The organism is Paenibacillus sp. VCA1, assembly GCF_031583795.1.
In the GTDB taxonomy this organism is placed as follows: Bacteria; Bacillota; Bacilli; order Paenibacillales; family Paenibacillaceae; genus Paenibacillus_AQ; species Paenibacillus_AQ albilobatus.
The window spans coordinates 186,818-207,289 of sequence record NZ_JAVLSX010000006.1 but is presented as its reverse complement, the minus strand read 5'-3'; the positions used below and the strand labels follow the sequence as shown (position 1 = coordinate 207,289).

The 20,472-nt window shown below is 48.8% G+C and carries 16 protein-coding genes; 14 read left to right on the top strand and 2 right to left on the bottom strand.

Going from position 1 to position 20,472, the window contains the following annotated elements; all coding sequences use genetic code 11:
• Window positions 1–22 precede the first annotated feature (22 nt).
• The 4 genes from RJP21_RS15510 to RJP21_RS15495 are packed head-to-tail and all read left to right on the top strand — an operon-like array spanning window position 23 to window position 4,683.
• Window positions 23–1,273: a glycosyltransferase family 2 protein gene (locus tag RJP21_RS15510; protein ID WP_310860063.1), complete on the top strand. Its 1,251-nt coding sequence runs from the start codon at window positions 23–25 to the stop codon at window positions 1,271–1,273.
• A 16-nt stretch (window positions 1,274–1,289) separates the two neighbouring features.
• On the top strand, window positions 1,290–3,374 hold the full coding sequence (locus RJP21_RS15505; protein ID WP_310860062.1) for a cellulose biosynthesis cyclic di-GMP-binding regulatory protein BcsB: 2,085 nt from the start codon (window positions 1,290–1,292) through the stop codon (window positions 3,372–3,374).
• Window positions 3,371–4,228: a diguanylate cyclase domain-containing protein gene (locus tag RJP21_RS15500; protein ID WP_310860061.1), complete on the top strand. Its 858-nt coding sequence runs from the start codon at window positions 3,371–3,373 to the stop codon at window positions 4,226–4,228. The genes RJP21_RS15505 and RJP21_RS15500 overlap by 4 nt, the downstream gene beginning before the upstream one ends.
• A 14-nt stretch (window positions 4,229–4,242) precedes the next feature.
• Entirely contained in the window at window positions 4,243–4,683 is a 441-nt protein-coding gene (locus RJP21_RS15495; RefSeq protein ID WP_310860060.1) for a GtrA family protein, read from the top strand.
• 386 nt (window positions 4,684–5,069) lie between these two features.
• On the opposite strand, the gene RJP21_RS15490 is transcribed toward RJP21_RS15495, so the two are convergent.
• A complete protein-coding gene (locus RJP21_RS15490) occupies window positions 5,070–6,449 on the bottom strand; it encodes a Kelch repeat-containing protein (RefSeq protein WP_310860059.1) in 1,380 nt (459 codons plus the stop codon).
• A 137-nt stretch (window positions 6,450–6,586) separates the two neighbouring features.
• On the opposite strand from RJP21_RS15490, the gene RJP21_RS15485 reads away from it, so the two are divergent.
• From RJP21_RS15485 to RJP21_RS15470, 4 genes are all read left to right on the top strand, one after another.
• Window positions 6,587–6,736 (top strand): helix-turn-helix domain-containing protein, encoded by a 150-nt coding sequence (locus RJP21_RS15485; RefSeq protein WP_310860058.1) that lies wholly within the window; start codon window positions 6,587–6,589, stop codon window positions 6,734–6,736.
• 34 nt (window positions 6,737–6,770) lie between these two features.
• Window positions 6,771–7,514, top strand: coding sequence for a Crp/Fnr family transcriptional regulator (locus RJP21_RS15480; RefSeq protein WP_310860057.1), 744 nt, complete (start codon window positions 6,771–6,773; stop codon window positions 7,512–7,514).
• A 364-nt stretch (window positions 7,515–7,878) separates the two neighbouring features.
• The gene (locus RJP21_RS15475) at window positions 7,879–8,883 is read left to right on the top strand and encodes a sigma-70 family RNA polymerase sigma factor (protein WP_310860056.1); all 1,005 of its coding nucleotides are present in this window, start codon (window positions 7,879–7,881) and stop codon (window positions 8,881–8,883) included.
• Between the two features lie 15 nt (window positions 8,884–8,898).
• Window positions 8,899–9,339: a VOC family protein gene (locus RJP21_RS15470; RefSeq protein WP_310860055.1), complete on the top strand. Its 441-nt coding sequence runs from the start codon at window positions 8,899–8,901 to the stop codon at window positions 9,337–9,339.
• A 312-nt stretch (window positions 9,340–9,651) separates the two neighbouring features.
• Here RJP21_RS15470 and RJP21_RS15465 read toward each other — a convergent pair whose 3' ends face one another.
• Entirely contained in the window at window positions 9,652–10,488 is an 837-nt protein-coding gene (locus RJP21_RS15465) for a sulfurtransferase (protein ID WP_310860054.1), read from the bottom strand.
• Window positions 10,489–10,933: 445 nt separating this feature from the next.
• On the opposite strand from RJP21_RS15465, the gene RJP21_RS15460 reads away from it, so the two are divergent.
• The 6 genes from RJP21_RS15460 (at window position 10,934) to RJP21_RS15435 (ending at window position 20,248) form a co-directional block, all read left to right on the top strand.
• On the top strand, window positions 10,934–12,121 hold the full coding sequence (locus tag RJP21_RS15460) for a glycoside hydrolase family 88 protein (RefSeq protein ID WP_310860053.1): 1,188 nt from the start codon (window positions 10,934–10,936) through the stop codon (window positions 12,119–12,121).
• A 16-nt stretch (window positions 12,122–12,137) separates the two neighbouring features.
• Entirely contained in the window at window positions 12,138–13,895 is a 1,758-nt protein-coding gene (locus tag RJP21_RS15455) for an alpha-L-fucosidase (RefSeq protein WP_310860052.1), read from the top strand.
• Window positions 13,896–14,137: 242 nt separating this feature from the next.
• Window positions 14,138–15,760, top strand: coding sequence for a type 2 periplasmic-binding domain-containing protein (locus tag RJP21_RS15450; RefSeq protein WP_310860051.1), 1,623 nt, complete (start codon window positions 14,138–14,140; stop codon window positions 15,758–15,760).
• Window positions 15,761–15,924: 164 nt separating this feature from the next.
• Window positions 15,925–16,869, top strand: a complete 945-nt coding sequence (locus tag RJP21_RS15445) for an ABC transporter permease (protein ID WP_160038545.1) — start codon at window positions 15,925–15,927, stop codon at window positions 16,867–16,869.
• Window positions 16,870–16,881: 12 nt separating this feature from the next.
• Window positions 16,882–17,760 (top strand): carbohydrate ABC transporter permease, encoded by an 879-nt coding sequence (locus RJP21_RS15440; protein WP_310860050.1) that lies wholly within the window; start codon window positions 16,882–16,884, stop codon window positions 17,758–17,760.
• 94 nt (window positions 17,761–17,854) lie between these two features.
• Entirely contained in the window at window positions 17,855–20,248 is a 2,394-nt protein-coding gene (locus tag RJP21_RS15435; RefSeq protein ID WP_310860049.1) for a helix-turn-helix domain-containing protein, read from the top strand.
• Window positions 20,249–20,472: the final 224 nt, after the last annotated feature.

Sequence of the window (20,472 nt, the reverse complement as noted above, 5' to 3'; positions counted from 1 at the left end):
AATCCATGCAAAGGAGGCAGTCATGACCGCTGCAGACATCTTGATGATGATTGCCGTCATCAGTATATGGTCGTTGCTTCTCGTCAATGTCGTGCTGATCATCTCCGGCTACCTGTACTACATCGGAAACGAAAGCCGGGAGGTGCCGCCGCTCCCCGAAGAAGTCCCTTTTGTCACGCTGATGGTTCCCGCCCACAACGAAGGCAAGGTCATTACGCAAACGGTGGAGGCGCTGCTTGCGCTCGATTATCCGCATGACCGTTATGAGATCATCGTCATTAACGACAATTCGAGCGATAACAGCGGCGAATTGCTTGCGAAGCTGCAGGACAAGCATCAAGAGCGCCATTTGATCGTAATTAACACGGACAACATCATCGGCGGAAAAGGGAAATCGAACGCCCTCAACATCGGTTTTCAGCAAAGCAGGGGGGAATTCATCGCCATCTACGATGCCGACAACACGCCGGAGAAGACGGCTCTCCGTTACCTTGTCGGGGAAATTACGCATGATCCCACGCTTGGCGCGGTCATCGGGAAGTTCCGAACCCGCAACCGGTTTGCGAGCCTGCTGACCCGCTTCATCAATATTGAGACGTTGTCCTTCCAATGGATGGCTCAGGCCGGACGATGGAAATTGTTTAAATTGTGCACCATTCCCGGCACCAACTTCATTATGCGGCGCGAGATCATCGAAGCCATCGGAGGCTGGGACGTCAAGGCGATCGCGGAGGATACGGAAATCAGCTTTCGCATTTACATGATGGGTTACCGCATCAAATTCCAGCCCAAGTCGGTAACGTGGGAGCAGGAGCCCCAAACGCTGAAGGTATGGTTTAAGCAACGGACAAGATGGGCTAAAGGCAACATTTACGTCATCGTAAAAAATATCCCGCTGCTTTTCGACCGGTCCGCCAAACGGATTCATTTCGATCTTTTGTACTTTTTATCGATCTATTTCCTGCTCCTGACATCGCTGATCATGTCCGACGTGCTGCTCGTCTTCTATGCGCTTGGACTTGTCCATACGACGATTGCCGGGCTGAGCTCGTTTTTGTGGCTGCTCGCCGTCATTTTATTCGTGACGGGCACGTTTATTACGCTGATCACGGAAAAGGGAGAAATGAGGCTTTCGAATCTGCTGATCATCATGCTGATGTACATATCGTACTGTCAATTATGGATGGTTGTGGCCGCCTACGGGTTGTACAACTATATCAAGGATTTGATTTTCAAAAGGGAAGTCAAATGGTATAAAACCGAACGTTATTAAAACAAGGAGGAGAAACGTGAAAACCAAATCTACGATCTCCTGTATTATTTGCTTGCTGTTAACTGTGATTGCTTGCGGACAAGCATTCGCCCTGCCCAAACAAGACGGAGACGCTTTTACGTTCACAGAGAGGTTAACCTCAACGAATATATCTTTATCCGGAGTCACGGCTTCCCGTTCATTATTTATCCGGCTGGAAGATTACTGGAATGTTAGCGAGGTAAAGCTGTATCTGGCTTATCAGGCGACCCAGCTTGCGAGAACGGAAGAGTCCAGCGTTACACTGAAAATGAACGGTACGAAATTTTATTCGTTTCGCCCTATTGGGGACAAGAAGCAATACCTAACCGTTTCGGTTCCGAAAGAACTGCTTGTTTCAGGAAGCAATACGCTTTCGATCGAAGGTTACATTTTGACGAATTTGCCGGAACGCGTTTGCGTGCCAACGGAGAAACGGGACAATTGGCTTGAGTTGTACAAAACTTCCTATGCCGAAATCAATTATGCGAAACAAGACACGGCCAAAAGCATCCGGGATTTCAATCGGCGATTCGTCGGTTTGGATACGTTAAAAGACGAACAAAACGCGCTTGCGGTCCCAAACGGCAGCGATGCTTCGGAGCTTGAAGCCGCGGTGTACGCCCTTTCCGGATTGGCCAAGATCAACCGCACCGACGATACCGCGATACCGCTGCTTCCGCTGGACGACGAGGCGCTCAAACAACGCGACAAGCTGGTCATCGTCGCCTTATACAAAAATCTTCCGGAAAAGTGGAAACAACAACTGGGACAAGTCGACGTTCAAACCAAAGCGTTGATCCGGGTGGTGAACGAAGGCTCGGATTCCGCCCTGATCGTGACGTCCGAGGACCCGCTCATGCTGAAAAAGGCAGGCCGCCTGATCGGTAATCAGATGCTGTTCGACCAGCTCGACGGTCCCGAAAAATGGGTGGACGCGAGCACGGAGGTAGATACGCCGGAAATGAATGTGAGCCGGGACGTCACGCTGACGGAAACCGGAGACAAGCTGACCGGCATGATGCATCAAGAAAAGAGCTACTTCGTGACGCTGCCGGCAAACCGGTTTATAGCCGACTCCAGCAAAATCAGTCTCGATTTTCGTTATTCGGGCAATCTTGATTTCGACCGCTCCCTCGTCACGATTTTGGTCAACGACACGCCGATCGGCAGCAAAAAGCTGACGAAGGAAATGGCGAATCAGGACCGACTTACGCTGACGATTCCGAAAAACCTCGAGGTTTCGGGCAATTTTACGGTCACGGCCGCCTTCGACCTGGAGCTGAAAAGCGCAGGCTGCATCGAGCTGCAGGATCAAATGCCTTGGGCTTTCATTACGAAAGATTCCTTGCTGCAGCTAAACACCAAAGATCGGACGGACTTATTGTTCAACAATTATCCCAACCCGTTTTTGAGGGATGCAAGCTTCAACAAGATCGCGGTGCTGCTGCCGGAAAAGATGGACGCTTACGATTATCAAACGGTCGGAAACCTGTTCCATTTGCTCGGCAAATATGCGGAGGCCAACACGGGCGAGGTCGTTTTTTATAAAAGCAAGGAACTTCCGGACGAATCGAAGCTGCAGCAGTACAATCTCATCTCCATCGGCTCGTATCAGGACAATCCTTGGCTCCAAAAACACAACGACCAGCTTTTCTTCCGGTACAGCCCGGATGGGACAAGGATCATGTCCAATGAGAAGATGAGCATCGAAGAAAACTACGGCAAGCGGATCGGCACGCTGCAGTTGATGGAGTCTCCTTACAATCGGGGATACGGCTGGCTTGCCGTGACCGGGCCAACCTCCAAATACGACGATTTGGCATCGAATCTGCTGGCGACGGACAGCTCCAAGTGGAAGGTCTATGGAGATGGCGTCGTGACGGATCCGGACGGCAATACGAAGGCTTTCCGGTTCAAGAAACAAGCGGAGACGCAGCAAGGAAACTCCCTGGTCGGTCAGATCTCCGAGCGGAAAGATGTGCTGGGTTTTATCGCGGCCTTGGGACTGACCGCCGTTTTGGTCATCGTGTCGCTGATCCTTCTCCTTCGTAAGTACAGAAAGAGAGAAGGTGGGAAATGATGAAACGCTACCAGAACAGTCTGTTGTCGGATGCCGCTTTTTTGCTGCTGTTTGTCGTCTGTTTTATTCATATCGTGTTTACGGCAGGGGATCCGCAACATTATTTAGTCAATATGATCCTGCTTAACGTATCGTTTCTCATTGCCGTTATCACCTATTTTACAAGTATTACCGCTGGCCTGATCCTGAATATCGCGTTCATTTTCGGATATGGTACCTTTGCCATTTATCAAACTGTGGTTGTCGGTGAGCCGCTGCAAGGCTACCATTACTACTGGCTCATCATGACGCCTGTTTTGACCGCGGTTATCTCGCTGCTAACCTCTTCCAACCGGCGGCTTCAGTTGGAAGCGGAAAGCCTAAAGCAACGCAACGCTTCGCTGGCGACGTTGGACGAACGCACGAATTTGAAAAACAGCCGCTCGTTTCAAAGCGACGCGACGATATTCATGGCGCTTTCGAAACGGTATGACATTCCCTTGACGCTGCTTGTGATGACGGTCAAACATTGGGATGAACTGAGCCGGATGATCAGCGAATCCCAGGTCACGGAAATGATTTACGACATTTCGAGGATGAGCGAGACAAGCATCCGAATGAATGATTCTCTCTATATGCTCAATGCGGATCATCCGACCTGGGGTTTGCTGCTGTTTACCGATCAGGACGGGGCAAAAGTGGTGGTGCAGCGCTTAAAGGAAAAAGTCGAGTCGTTCAATACGATCGAATTTTCCAACAAATACAAGCTTGATTTGAAGCTTACGGTCGGAGCGATTCAGTACCATGCCGAAGAGATCCGGACGCCGCTTGACTTTATCGCAAATGCACGCCAGAAGATGGAATATGATGTATAGAAGGTGAGCTCCTTATGAAGTCGATCGCGACGCGCGAATCCCTTCGTTCGTTTATTGTTTTTGGCCTGGTAGGCATTTTGAACACCGGCGTAGACGTCGCGGCCTTTACGCTGCTGACCTGGTGGCGCTTGCCCTGGCTGACGGCCCAGGTCGTTGCTTACGGCTGCGGGGTGCTGAACAGCTTCCTCATGAACCGCAAGTTTACGTTTAAACAGCAAGGGGCGTTAACGAAAGGGCTGCTGCGCTTTCTTTTGCTGAATGTGGTTACGCTTGGAATTACCTCCGCCAGTATGGCGTTTTTGCATGATCAGATGGGAATTCAGCTCTGGATAAGCAAAGGGGCGGCGACACTTTTGGGGGTCGTGCTTAACTTTGCGGGAAGCCGCTGGTGGGTGTTTCGGTCGGAGGTTCGCGCCAGTGAAGAAAGCGCAAATCGATTGCGCGCGGGATTATAAATGATACATGGATTCCCAAAAAGGGTTGTTCCTTTGCAGCGTGAATGCTGCAGAAGAAACGACCCTTTTCTTTTGCTAATGCTGGATATTAATTTGAACAATCATTTGATCTCTTTGCTCCTTGCTCACTAAATGTAGGAGTTTGCCATTCGTGACTTTGTTGTATTCGCCATCTTCTGCAGCAAGACCACAGGCTTGAATGTCCCATCTGTGTATCCTTAAACGAGTCCAAAATCGGCTGCTTTTTTGATTGCTGTTTCTGCCCAGTGACCGGAGATATCAGAGTATGATTTTTCTGAATCAGCGTCAGCATCCACACGATAAGAAAAACTGAAAAGGATTATTACAAACAAAAATATATAGTGAGAATATGATAGATTCATATATTAATGAAATTGCTCCTTTAGCTTAGAATAGTCACCATTTGGTTGGATAATAAGTATCTTCTGATTTCCGTTGTCAAATAATTCAGATATATCATTATTTGATGAAGGTGTGTTAGTTGTAAGCTCGGTGAGGGAAATTTGTCTCACATTGCCGAAGAGATTTAACGCAGAAAGGCTGATTTTTGACATTTTATCTATTGACCAACCTGTTCTTCCTTCATAGTCTAAATTTCCCAGTGCTATAATTTCACCACTCGGTAATAAAAACAATTCTGGTTGAATTTGTTTTTCAGCAACCGGTATTTCTCTATATGTGTTTTTCACAAAATCAAATAACCAATATTTATTTGAAGTTACTACTGTATTATATCCGTAATTTGCTGTTGGCTTTTTTGTAGTTGATGTAGCATTTACAAGAACTTTCCCATTGTTTAAATAAAGACTTTTATAATATTCATGATCTCTGGACTGGTTTTTGTTAGGCTGATAATCCAACACTCTCCAAGAATTCGAATCATAATTGTATATATAAAATCCTACATCTGAAAGGAATAAAATGTTTGAATTTTCGATCGATATTATTTCTTCGATTGAGGGTTTAAAACTTGCTGTTTTTCCCGTTGCGCTTTTAAGTGTACATACATTAGAACCAACAACCGGGATCGATTGGGCTTTTGTCCATGTATTTGTGTATGGGTTGAAAATTTGAGTCCATGTTCCATAGGGATTGTCTACTACAAAAAAAACATTTCCGTCATCCAACAGAGTTGCTTTTATTCCATAGGTTGGTTCATTGCTCATTGATTTCTGTAAGGTCCACTGATTTGTCTTTGGATCGTATATCTCAACTGATTTCTCGCCTAATCCATCCTTTTGTATTCCTCCTGCTACAAGAACCCTCCCGTCTTGAAGTAAAGTTACTGAGAAGTTTGGAGAAAAATTACTGAAATCTCTTACTGCTTTCATGTCGGTGGTTATTTTCCACTTTTTTGTATTGAAATCATATATCTCAGCTCGTTTTATTGGCTCTCCTTGTAATATAAGTTGTTTATTAAGACCTACTGTGCTTCCTGTAAAAGCTAAAACACGACCATCTTTTAATTGTATAGGGGAATATAGTAATCCTTTTTGATTTACTCCCGGAAATTTTGACCAAACGGTTGTCTTGTGGTTATAGATATATGAGCCCGTTTCTTGGTTTCCTACAATCATTAAGTTACCGTCGTTTAATTGAATAATATTATTGACTCCATTAATATCAATAGCTGTCTTGGGAGTGTTTGTTTTTATTGCTGTCCAGCTATTACTTGCCGCATTTACGTGAATACTCGATTGAAAAACTACAAAAGCAATAAATAACATTAATATTTTTTTATACATTTTGTAATTGTCCTCCAAATATAGATATCGAATATTATGCTTATTGAATTCCATGGTGAGTTGATCCTGGTTTGCCCAGGTAATCGCTAAATAGAATCGATAGATGTTATAATAATAAGAAACAACATCGCCGAAAGTTGCTAGGTGAACGATCAGGACTTCAGATGAATTACATTCGACAAGTAGAGCGAGATGAAAAAAATCTAACGATCAATAGTTTGGTAAAAATTGCATCCGGTCTTCAAGTCACGCTGGAGCAACTATTCCAGTCCATTTCGCACTGGTAGAAAAACTGCTAGTCCTGTAAAGGAGCTTCACATTATGTTTGATTCCGTTTTAGATACCTCATTTTTTAAAGACATAATTCAGGATAAAGACAGGGGACTGGTAGAATCCAAATTTGTGCTTCGATCTTATCCCAAAGGTCAGATATTGTACTTACATGGCGAGGAAGGCAACGAAATGTACATTATAAAGTCCGGTGCCTTAAAGATATATCGCCAGGATGACAGCCGCGAAATCATATTAGGACACCAGTTCCCAGGCGAAGCAATCGGAGAACTGGAGATGTTTCATCACGACAATCGAAGAACAGCTTCTGTAGCGGCCATAGAGCGTACGACTCTTTGGGCCATTAAGCGTCCTGATTTGGATGAGCTAGTGCGTATGTATCCTGATATTATGCGAAAGACCATCTACATTCTGAGTGAACGACTAACCCAAGCAGACCGTAAATTAGAGTATTTAGCATTTCTAGATACACGTGTACGAGTGGCCAATCTACTGCTTGATCTCTACTCGAATTTCGGCGTTGAAACGAAAGATGGGCTTCTTATATCTTGGAAAATAACACAGAACCACTTCGCCAGCATGATCGGTGTAGGTAGGGAATCCGCATCACGGGTTATTAATGAGTTTCAAGCAGAAGGGTTATTACATATTAAAAACAGAATGTTCATCATTATTGATATGGAGAACATCCAAAAGATCGCAAAGCATGAAACGTCAGTTGACAATGAACGACGTTGGCATTCCACCCATAAGTATGATAATCCAGTTCTCTAGATTTTACTGTGGCCGCGTAGACATTATTTTTGTGATTTTGAGCACAAACACTTGTTCGGATACAGGTTTTTCACCTTGTAAGGATTATCTTGTTACAAACTTTTCCCTGTAGTTTAATAGTTCCGGATTTTCAAAAAAAAAAGAAGCCGATGCCAATCGCGAAGTTTGAACTTGGTCTATTTCTTGATCCCATTGGGGAACTCTAGCCCCGGGTTGTTTCCATGTCTCCCAGTTTGTTCCCAGCAATCTGCCGAGAGGATGTCCGCTGTAACTCCTCTGTTTCCTGATTTCGCCAAATTCATAATATAATTGAACAAAACGGTCTACATGATATGTGAATGTCTCATTAATAAGGGGGATTGGCATGGATGAAGAGAAGCAGGGGGCCGATAATCATCGATACATAACCGAAGCCAGAAATGGCGATTTCAATGCTTTTCGCCAGATTGTGCTTCAATATTCCAACGCGATGTTATCCGTTGCCTTCAGCGTGATCGGGGACTTCCATGAAGCGCAGGATGCAACGCAAGAAGCTTTTATTAAATGTTATCGTCGACTACATACCTTAGATGATCCTTCGAAATTGGGCAGTTGGTTATATGCTATTGCTTATCGAACAAGTCTTGATTTCGTAAAAAAGAAAAAACAAACATTGCCTTACGAAGATGCAATTGCCCCCTCCATAAATAATGTCGATCGATGGTTAGATCATCATATTACGCAAGAAATGATTTGGAATGCCATGCAAAATCTAGAGCAGACAAGTAAAATAGCCATCATGCTGTACTATTTAAGCGAATGGCCCATGAAAGAAATCGGTCAGTTCCTGAATATTTCCTTATCCGCTGTAGAAAGCTGCATTCGTCGCGCCAGAGAAATACTGAAGCGTCATCTCACCGACGACTTCGAGCCATATTTCCGCATGCGGCGTCTAGATCGGAAATTCGAACAGAGAGTCATGGAAACAATATTAAGAAGCGCCGGGCATTTCTATATACCTGTACTTGATCGAGAGCGGGTATTAGACTGGTTCGTCCGTCATTTTCAACTGGGAATCAGCAGACATGGCAATCTTTTAATGGAGTCTGGGCATGAATTGTATTTGCTGGAATGCCATACCCATCTGCCAAGCGATGTGCCCTTATTGGCCTTTGAGGTGTCCGATCTAGAAGGACTATGGCATAAGCTGCAACATGACGAAGTCAAGTCGGAGTCGATCAAAACGAACAATTTTATCGGCAAACACTTCGTTTTTTACGACCCGGACGGTAATGCATATCATGCGGTTGAAAAAAAAGAAAAAAAACAGCTTGAGTATGACGGATTTGATGAAATTAGGTCGTCTATATATAGAAATACGAATTTTTAAGAGAGGTGGGCTTTCATGGCCAAAAAAGTATTAATCAAAACACAGGAGCAACAAGCAACACAAGCACCGATGTTAAAAAGAGTCTCTCACAACTACTTACCCGTATCTAACGTTGAACTTGCCTCCAAGTGGTACAAAGAGACATTAGGACTTACAGTAAGACCCCGCGGATCTGCCGACCCAGCCATCCTCGTGCTCGGTAACGGGCAATGGCTGTTCCTGCTGGAAACGAAGGAGAAGAGAACGGCAAATTTCCTGACCGATCAATGGGAAGGCGAACAATATGAAATGTTCTCTCTGACATTCGAGGTTGAGAATATCGTAGAGGTCCATAAACGAATTCGCGAAAGTGGCGTCTACGTCGAACCGATCAGCGACCAGGGAAGCTGTGGTTTGCAATTTAAATTCAAAGATCCGGACGGAAACAAGTTCAATGTTTGGCAGGATGCAGAATAAAGTTAACGGGGGGATAGACTTCATGTTGAACAGCCTAGACAGAGGCAAGTGTTTATTTCGCTGTATGTGATTTCAAAAAAATTCCCGTTGCTGCGCATTCATTAAAAAAGGCCGAATCTCCTTTGTATGGAGTTTCGGCCTTTAGCCTTTATTTAACGAGAACGCACATGCTCGGTGCATCATCGTAAAAATATATTCAGTAGCCGCGTGTTGAGTTGGTGTTGACCTAACTCCTTTCCTTGGAACGGATACAGTCTGCATGTTGCCATGTATGAAGTACTAAAAGTTTTGTCCGCTGCGGTCCCTCAGATCTTAGTCTTCCCCAGTCGCAATCGAATTTTCGCTGTACGAAATCCAATCGCTCCAGCTACCCGAATACAGCTTCACATTTTCATATCCCGCTTCCTTAAGTCCAATGAAATTCGGGCAGGCAGATACGCCGGAACCGCAATAAACAATGATTTCTTTGTCGCGGGGGAACTCTTTATAGTGTTCCTGCAGCCGGTCCGCCGCAATCCATTTTCCGCTGTCGTCCAAAAGCAGCTTCCAAAACTTGTTTTTGGCCCCCGGAATATGTCCGGCGACGGGGTCCATCGTTTCGTCCAACCCCCGGTAGCGGCGGGGATCACGGGAATCAATGACGATAACGTCATCCCGGCCGGACGCGTCGCGTACGTCTTCCATGCTAGCAAGCAGTTCGGGATGAAGTGTATAGCCGTAACTTGCAGGAACCCGGATCGGCTGATCGGCGGTTACCGGATAACCCGCAGCTTTCCAGGCGCTGAAACCTTCGTTCATGACAAAAGCCTGCCCATGGCCCAAATATTTCAGCAGCCACCACAGCCGCGAAGCGTACATGCCGCCTTGGTCGTCGTACGCGATGATGCGCGTTTCGGGCGTGATCCCGTTTTTGGCCAAAGTGCGGCTGAGCTGTTCCGGTTCGGGAAGGGGATGGCGGCCGCCATGCTCGCGCACGGGAGAAGAAAGGTCTTTTTCCAAATCGAGGTAAATAGCACCAGGGATATGTTCCCGTTCATAAGCTTCTTTTCCGGCTTGGGGTTTTCCGAGTTCGAATCTGCAATCCACGATCGTGACATCCGGTTCATACATTCGGGCCAGAACCCAAGGTTTGCTTACGATTGCACTCATCAATTTTGCACCGCCCTTATAAAATGTGATCGTTTTAAATACTCCAATTCCGTGAATATACCCATTATATATAGTTCCCGTCCATTTTCACCAGCAAAAAACGGGTGCAAATTCCCGGTTTAACAGGATGGATATTGGCGAGCCGGGACTTGAACAATTTCAAAGGAGCGAAAAACGCACGGACCGGGTAGGAAATCACAATTCACATGGCATAAGCCGGTGGAAGGATAAAAGAAAATCCGTAAAGACAAATGCTTGTTGAGGAGCGGTTCTTTGCGGATTTTTTTCGTGCCGACGATATTTAAGCTGCATCGACTTTTTTTCAACCGCCCCCCGCATGGAGTAAAAACGGCAGTTGATCCGAAAAGATAAAGATTGCCCGTTTCGCTCGCACTGGCTACAATTTGATCCGAACACCAATTGAATTTTCGGGAGGAGTGCACGCATGAAGCAAGTCATTGACGAAGGAATTTTGGCCGCCGGCAGGTATGACCATGCGCCCCAGTTGACGAAAGAACGGTGCGAAGAGGCATTGTCTTTTATTTTGGATCAAATCGACCGCAATCTTGAAACGTTCATCGACACCTTTCCGTCCGAAGCCAGTTCCGGCAACGTGTATCGGCAGGTCGGCAATACCGAATGGACCCCGGCCTTTTGGACGGGAATGCTGTGGCTTGCCTATGAGACCACCGGAAACGAAAAATACCGGCAAGCGGCGGAAAAGCAGCTCCCTAGCTTCAAGCAGCGGATCGAAGAACGGCGTTATACGAATACGCATGACCTCGGCTTTCTGTATACGCTTTCCTGCGTATCGGCGTATAAGCTGACCGGCAACGAGGAAGCCAAACAGATTGCGCTTGACGCCGCCGAGCTTCTGTACATCCGTTATCTGGACAAAGCGGGCATCATCCAGGCCTGGGGTAATTTGGACGATCCGAGGCAGCGCGGCCGGATGATCATCGACTGCTTGATGAATTTGCCGCTGCTTTATTGGGCGAGCGAAGTATCAGGCGACCGGAAATTTTACGATGCCGCCCATTCCCATGTCCATATGTCGGCAAAATATCTCATCCGGGAAGATGCTTCCAGCTATCACACGTATTATATGGACGCCGAAACGGGGGATCCGAAATACGGCAAGACGGCCCAAGGTTACTCCGACGATTCGTGCTGGTCGCGGGGGCAAGCTTGGGGGATCTACGGTTTCCCGCTGTCTTACCGTTACACGGGGGAAACGGAACTGCTCGAATTGACGACGAAAATCGCAAATTATTTCCTGAACCGGCTGCCGGAGGATTTTGTCTGCTATTGGGATTTGATCTTCACCGAAGGGACGGAAGAAAGAGACAGCTCCGCCGCGTCCATTGCCGTCTGCGGATTGTTGGAAGCCGCGGCGCATTTTCCGTTGACCGAACCGTTGAAGCGGAAATATGAAAATGCTGCGTTATCGATTCTTGAATCCTTGGTCGAAAACTACATGACGAAGGACGTGCCGGAATCGAACGGGATTTTGCTGCATGCGGTATACAGCAAGCCGGGGAACAACGGCGTCGACGAATGCTGCATCTGGGGCGACTATTACATGCATGAAGCACTTGTCCGGGTGACGAGAGATTGGAAACCTTATTGGTAAAAGGAGCGTGAAAACCATGGGCAAAGCAGGCAGCACCGGACATGATGTCCACGCCGGAACGGCGCGGCGCGACCCGCGAACGGCATGGTGGACGGCGGCCCGATTCGGAATGTTCATCCACTGGGGGCTGTACGCGCTTCCCGCGCAGGGCGAGTGGATCATGTACGCGCAGAAAACGCCTGTCCGCGAATACGAAAAGCTAGCGCAGCGGTTCAATCCGACCGAATTTGACGCGAAAGCGTGGGTAACGCTGGCGAAGGAGGCCGGCATGCGCTACATCGTAATCACCGCCAAACATCATGACGGCTTTGCGATGTACCATTCGAAGGCCGATCCATTTAATATCATCGACGCGACGCCGTTCGGCCGCGACCCATTGAAGGAATTGGCCGAATCCTGCGAAGAAGCGGGAATCGTCTTATGCTTTTATTATTCGCATGTCATCGACTGGCATCACCCGCATGCGCTGCATAAAGAGCATAACAATACTTGGGATTACAAGCTGGAGGAGAAACGTTTTACGGAATATTTCGAAGGCAAAGCGAAACCCCAGCTGAAAGAGCTGCTGACGGAATACGGCAGGGTGGGGCTGCTTTGGTTCGACACCGCCGGAGGGTTGTCCGAAGAAGACAGCAAGGACATCGTCCGCCACGTGCAAAGCCTTCAGCCCGACTGTCTTATCAATTCCAGGGTGTCCCATTTTATGGGAATGGGCGACTTCGTTTCCAAGGGCGACAATGAAATCGGCATGAGCGGGGAAGACGCCAGGCCTTGGGAGACGCCGATGACGCTGAACCAGTCCTGGGGGTATACCACCAAAGATCAGGTGTGGAAAACGACGGATGCATTGATCAAAAAGCTTGTGAACGTGATCGGCAAAGGCGGAAACCTGCTGCTGAACGTCGGCCCGACGCCGCAAGGAACCATACCGGAGCTTTCGGCGGAAAGGTTGCTTGAGGTTGGGGAGTGGACCCGCCGGAATGCGGAGGCGATTTATGGAACGGATGGGAGTCCTTTTCCCGTGGAGCTCGAATGGGGGGCGCTAACCACCCGGCCGGGAAGGGTTTATCTTCACATCCACAACGACAAATGGCCGGCAAACGGCCTGCGGTTAAACGGGATCCGGAATAAGGTGCTGCGTGCCTACTGTCTGGCGAACCAGCGTCAAACCGGGCTTGAATTCGAGCAGGCTTACGATGAACAATTGGAACTTCATACGCTCGGGATCCGTTTGCCAAGCCAGCCTGCGGATCAATATGTATCGGTTGTCGCTCTGGAACTTGAAGGAGAAAACGATTTCGATCGCACGCTTACGCAAATGCCGGACGGGGTTTTCCAACTGGAGGTGCCGCATGCCAAGGTCAGCCTGGTCCGGGAAGCGGACAAGGAAGCCGGCATTCCCGACATCCGGGGCGCGGAATGGACGTTCAAGCTGGTGACACCGGGAACCTATGAGCTGCTGCTGGTCAGCTTCAAACGCCATGATCAGGAGTGGGACGGACTGTATCCGGAACCGATTCTGCTGGAATCGGAGGGTCAAGTAATCGCCGTTGAGCCTAGGGAAGATTTGGCGGATTCCGATTCTCCTTCGTGCCAGCATCCGTATACGGCCGTGCTGTCGCGAATGGGGCAATTTACTTGGGATCGGGCGGGAGTCCATACATTAGCTTTACTCTCTTCCAAGCTGAAGGACCCGGCGCCGAGATTCACGGAAATTTGGCATGCCGATGCGGTCAAGCTGCGGGCGTTGAGGCTGGTTCGAGTGAGTGGCTGACGTTTTTCATCACGCCCGAAAAGGCCGTCACGACAAGGGTTTTCGCGTTTTTGTACAATTTTAACATTAAAAAAAGGCTGGAAAAAATAAGAATCGTCAGTCATCAATCTTACGAAAATATAAGCTTTATGAAAAAGTTCCAGTATCTTGCTGGCGGGGGCGTTCCCTATACTTTGGGTACCGGCTGGACGAAATGGACCAAGCTCCGGATAGTTTCGAAACGATAAAAGGGAGGCGCTTACATGGTAAAAAGAAGCAAAAAAATCGGAACCGCGCTTTTGGCGACGACATTGGCTTTATCGCTTGCGGCTTGCGGAAGCAGTTCCGGAGGGGATCAAGCGAAAGGGGGAACTTCCGCGGATGGAAAATCGGGCGAACCGGCAAAGCTTACGCATCTGACGTATTGGGTAAGCATGCACTCCGCAGCTGCGGCCCAAATGAAAACGTACGCCGAGATGGGCATGTACAAAGAGCTTGAAAACATTACCGGCGTCAAAGTCGATTTCCAGCATCCGCCAACGGACGCAGCGCAGGCAGCCGAGCAGTTCAACCTGATGATGGTATCCGACAAGCTGCCGGACGTCATCGAGACGTCGTGGATCGGTTATCCGGGCGGACCGGAAAAAGCGATCCAGGACAACAAAATCATCAAATTAAACGATTTGATCGATCAATATGCGCCGAATTTGAAGAAATTGCTGGAAGAGCATCCGGATTGGAAAAAGCAGGTGACGACCGATGACGGAAGCTTATATATGTTCCCGTTCTTCCGCGGCGGCGAAAAGGTCCGGGTATTCTACGGGCCGGCCATCCGGCAGGACTGGCTGGATAAGCTCGGGCTGCAAAAGCCGACGACGATCGACGAGTGGTACACGGTGCTGAAGGCGTTCAAAGAAAAAGACCCGAACGGAAATGGCAAAGCGGACGAAATCCCGCTGTACTTCACCAAGGACGACGTCGGCATCGACGCGCCTTTCCTGGGCGCCTGGGGGATCAACTACGGATTCTACCAGGTCGACAACCAGGTGAAATACGGCCCGATTCAGCCGGAATACAAAGAATTTTTGACGACGATGAACAAATGGTACAAGGAAGGTTTGCTCGACAAAGACTTCGCGGCGCCGAACGACAAGCTGTTCGATGCCAAAATGACGGGCAACCAGCTTGGCGCGGCGCCGACCTACAACGGAGGCGGCATCGGCAAATACGCCAACCTGATGAAGGATAAAGACCCGACGTTCAATTTGGTGGCGGCTCCTTATCCGGTGCTGAACAAAGGCGACAAAGCGATCTGGGGCCAAAAGGACTTTGCGACGAACGGCGTCGGGGCGGCGATTTCGACCAGCAATCCGAATCCGATCGAAACCGTCAAATGGCTGGATTACGCGTACGGCGAAAAAGGAAGCCTGCTGTTTAACTACGGCAAGGAAGGCGAAGCTTACAAAATGGAAAACGGCAAGCCGGTCTTTTTGCCGGAAGTGCTTAACCCGCCAAGCGGCGTAAGCTTGCAGCAATCGTTCGCGAAGCATAACCGCTCGACATGGAGCGCGCCGTTCGTGCTTAGCGACGACTTCCAGATGCAGTACCTGGCGCTGCCGAACCAGCGCGAAGCGCTTGAAATTTGGTCCCAGCCTACCGGCGAACGCAAAATGCCGCTCGTGACGCCGACGAAAGACGAAAGTTCGCAGTACGCTTCGATCATGACGGACATCAACACGTACCGGGACGAAATGTTCCTGAAATTTATCATGGGCGCCGAACCGCTCGACAATTTCGATAAATACGTGAAGAAAATCGAAGCTATGGGCATTGAAGACGCAATCAAAATCCAACAGGCAGCCCTTGACCGGTTCAACAAACGTTAATGGCATGAACGCCGATTCAGGGTCGGGGGATGAACGTTCATCTCCCGGCTTTTCTAGAAATATGGGGAGGTATAAGTTTCACACGTATCAACAGGCTCCTATTTCATCCGGATTCCTACAGAAAGGCAGGGATAAGCATGTGGCAGATAAGCAAAAACAAGCCGATGAACAAGCGTTCCGCCAAGCTTAAACACGATCTCTCCACCGGTCAAACGATCCGAAAGGATCTGCGACGGAATTGGGTCATTTATTTGATGGCGCTACCGGTCATCGCTTATTACGTCATTTTTCACTACGGTCCGATGTACGGCCTGCAAATCGCATTTAAGGATTATACGCCGGCAGGCGGCATTTGGGGCAGTCCTTGGGTCGGTTTTAAACATTTCGACAGCTTTTTTAACGGCGTGTATTTCTGGAGACTGATTCGCAATACGCTGCTCCTGAACGTCTACGACCTGATCTTCGGCTTTCCGGCCGGCATCATTTTGGCGTTGTTATTAAACGAAATCCGCAAAATGATGTTCAAGCGCTTCGTGCAGACCATTTCCTACCTGCCGCATTTCATTTCGATCGTCGTGGTGGCGGGAATGATGTTCGACTTTTTGAGCCGCGACGGGCTCATCAATCAGCTTCTCGGTTTTATCGGCGTCGAGCCGATCGATTTCCTGAAAGAAGCGGGCTGGTTCCGGTTTATCTTCGTATCCTCGGGCATTTGGCAAGGCGTGGGCTGGGGTTCGATCATTTATTTGGCGGCGATCGCCAACATCGACCCGACGCTGTACGAAGCGGCCAAAATCGACGGCGCAAGCCGGTGGAAGCAGATTTTCCATATTACGATCCCGGGCATCATGCCGACGATCGTCATCATGCTGATTTTGAACATGGGCCATCTGCTTTCGGTCGGCAGCGAAAAGGTGCTGCTTCTCTACAATCCGCTCACCTATGAAACCGCCGACGTCATTTCCACTTACGTGTACCGCAAAGGGGTGCTGGAGGCGAGCTACAGCTTCACGACGGCCGTCGGCTTGTTCAACTCGGTCATCAGTTTGATTCTGATCGTTTCGGCGAACGCCATCAGCAAGCGCGTATCCGAAAATAAATTGTGGTAAGGAGGCCAAACGATGGGCGCACAAACAACCGGTGAAAAAATATTCGGCGTCGTCAATACGATCCTGATGCTGCTGCTTTGCTTCGTCACGTTGTACCCGTTTTTGTATGTTCTGTTTGCCTCTCTCAGCGAGGCGTCAACCTTTATTCAACACCGGGGCATGCTGCTGAAGCCGCTTGGGTTCAATCTGGACGCATACAAAGCTGTATTTGATAACCCGATGATCACGAGCGGCTACAGGAACACGCTATTTTACGTCGCGGCGGGAACGGCGATCAATTTGTTCATGACGGCGCTCGGAGCGTACGTCCTTTCCCGGCGCAACCTGTATTTCAAAAATATGCTGATGTTCGGCATCGTCATCACGATGGTATTCAGCGGCGGTTTGATTCCGAACTATATTTTGGTCAATAAGCTGGGGATGATGAACACGCCGTGGGCTCTTTTGATTCCCGGAGCGATCTCCACGTTTAACCTGATCATTATGAGAACCGCGTTCCAAGGCGTTCCCGTTTCCCTGGAGGAATCCGCCAAAATCGACGGGGCGGGGGAAATGACCATCCTGTTCCGAATCGTCATTCCGTTGTCCATGCCGGTGATTGCGGTCATGATTTTATGGTATGCGGTAGGGCATTGGAATTCGTATTTTTCGGCGCTGGTTTACTTGCGCGACCGCACCATGTATCCGCTGCAGCTGGTCCTGCGGGAAATTTTGATTGCCAACTCGACGGATTCGATGTCGACCGGAGTGGCTGCAGACGATAAGTACGCCATAGGCGAAACGATCAAATACGCGACGATCATCGTATCGACGCTGCCGATCATTTGTCTGTATCCGTTCCTGCAGAAGTATTTCGTCAAAGGAGTTTTGATTGGTGCCATCAAAGAATAAAACGGGTGACCGGCCCTGCCTGCTTGCATTATAATGTACGTAATCGTTCATTTTTGCGTAAGCAGCATAATGCAAATTAAGGTGGGGGTGATGCTTGTTGAAATGGCTGCTTCGTCCGCTGGGGATATCCAATCTGAGAAGCGTATGGATGACGATGTTGATCTCGAATCTCGTTCTTTTGCTTATACCCGTTTCAATGGGCGCCTTTCTGTACACCAAGGTGGAAGCCAGCCTCGAAAACGGGGCCAACCGGTCCAATAAGGCGATGCTGGAGCAGCTGAAACTGTCCCTTGACGGTAAGTTGAACGAAGTGGAAAAATTGGCGCAGCAAATCATTTTTGATCCGAAGCTTGAATATCTGCTCAAGCTCAGCGGGGATCCGGACAGTCCGGACCGCTACAAGTTTATCGAATTCATGCAAAATACGATGTCCCGGCCCGGGAATATCACGAATTTCATTTTGGATTATTACGTCTATTTCGATAAAAGCGACCTTATTCTAAAGTCCGGCCTCATGACGGATTCGCGAAAATTTTACGACATGTATTACAGCTATCAGGGCATGTCCTATGAGAAGTGGCGGGAAGAGATGCTGGGAAGTTTCCATACGATGGCATATCTTCCTACCGCGACGCTGCTCCGCCGGGCGGAATACGATCCGATGGAAAGTCTGGACAAAAATCCGCTGAACGTCGTGACGTTTACCCAATCCCTTCCCGGACGCGACCGGAAAGACATTAAGGGAAGTTTTGTCGTCTTGATCAACGAAAGCCAGATCAAAGAAATGTTCGCGCAGATCGAATCGGCGAACGACAGCTCGATTTATGTCGTGGACGGCGACGGCAGAACGATCATGGCGACGGACCGGGAGCCTCTTCCTTCAGAGCTTTTGTCCCGGATCAAGGGTAGCGGGGGGTTGTTCAATCAGTCCTTGAACGGCGATGAAAAAATGGTGTCGTATACCGCCTCCAAAAAAGAAGGATGGAAATACGTCCTGGTCACGCCGCGAAGCGTGTTCATGCAGCAGGTCATTCGTATCAAACAATGGGCCGTCATCCTGTTCGCCTTGTGCCTGGCCGTCGGCATGTCCGCCGCTTTTATGATTACATACCGCAACTACAGTCCGCTCCGAAGAGCGGTCAATGCGATCCTTCGCGGCAAAAATTGGAGCGGAAAACCGTCCGTCAACGAATACGAGTTCATTATGCAGACCATCGAAGGTTCCCTGCATGAAGAGAAAAATTTGCGGAACCTCCTGGCCCAACAGACGCCCGTGATCAGGTCCAACTATTTATCGCGGCTCATTCGCGGACAGATGGACGTGGATGCATCGGAGCGGGGCGGTCAGTCGCTGCGGTTTATGGACATTGAATTTGTAAGCGATTACTTTTCGGTCATCGTCGTCCATATTGACGGCATTGCGAGGTTTAACGAGGAACAAAGCGAGGAACAATGGGCCTTGGCCAGATTTATCATTTCGAATATCGGAATGGATATGATCGAAATCCCCCATAAGTCCTTCGCCGTGGAACTCGACCGCGACCGGGTGGTTTTTTTGAACAATTTCGATCCGCAGCTGTTCGGGGACGCAGACCGGGTCATCAGGGAAATGTGCGTGTCCCTCAAAACGATTATCGAGCAGCGCTTTAAGATGGATATTACCGTGGCCGCAGGCCTTCCCCATGCCGGGGCAAAAAGCATCGGCGAAAGCTATGCGGAGGCGGTGGCCGCGTTCGAATACCGCATCATTCGCGGGGGCGGCACGATCATCCATTTCCAGGACATCCAAAAAGTGCACGCCCATTATTATTATCCGATCGATATCGAGGTTCAGCTCATCAATTTCGTCCGGAGCGGAGATACGGAAAACGTCCTTAAGCTGCTGGACACGATTTATATGATGAATTTCGAGTCGGGCAGCATTACGCCGGAAATCGGACGCTGCTTGTTTTTTAACATTACGAGCACGTTCCTGAAGATCATCAACGCGACGGGGACGGATCAGCATGACATTTTGGGGCCGGATATCGATCTGGTGAAGGACATCTTCTCGTACGAAACGGCGGAAGGAATGCACAAGCGGACGAAAAAGCTTTACGAGCTGCTGACCGAATCCCTCGTTACGGAGCGGACCGACCATAGTTCGCAGCTGCTGCAGGAGATGGAGCGGTTCGTGGATGAGCATTTCACGGACCCCAACATGGGGCTTGGCATGGTTGCGGACCGTTTTGGCATGACGCCTCAATACGTCTCGACCTTCTATAAAAAACAAAGCGGGAAAAACCTCAGCGACGCCATCGTCAGAAAAAGGATCGAGCTCGCCAAGCAGCATATGTGCGACAAGGACCTCACGAATGCCCAAATCGCGCAAATGGTCGGATATACGAGCGACGTCGTTTTTATCCGGGCCTTTAAGAAGCTTGAGGGCGTCACGCCCGGCAAATACCGGGAAAACATGCTTCCGTCGTATGCCGATGATGCGGGGTGAAGGTGAACCGCGCAGGCTATTGCCGCTTTGTCTACACCCGCGCCATGCGCGGGTTCTTTTTTTGCTGCACAAGAAAGTAACTCGCCCGGTTGCAGCCGTTAGCGGAATTTGGAAAATCGTATCGGCTTGACATCAAGGTGGCAACTCGGTAAAATCTATACCCGCGGGGGTATATTTTGCGAAGATCGGCTCCTGCGTTTTTTATAGCTTATTAAATACCCTGT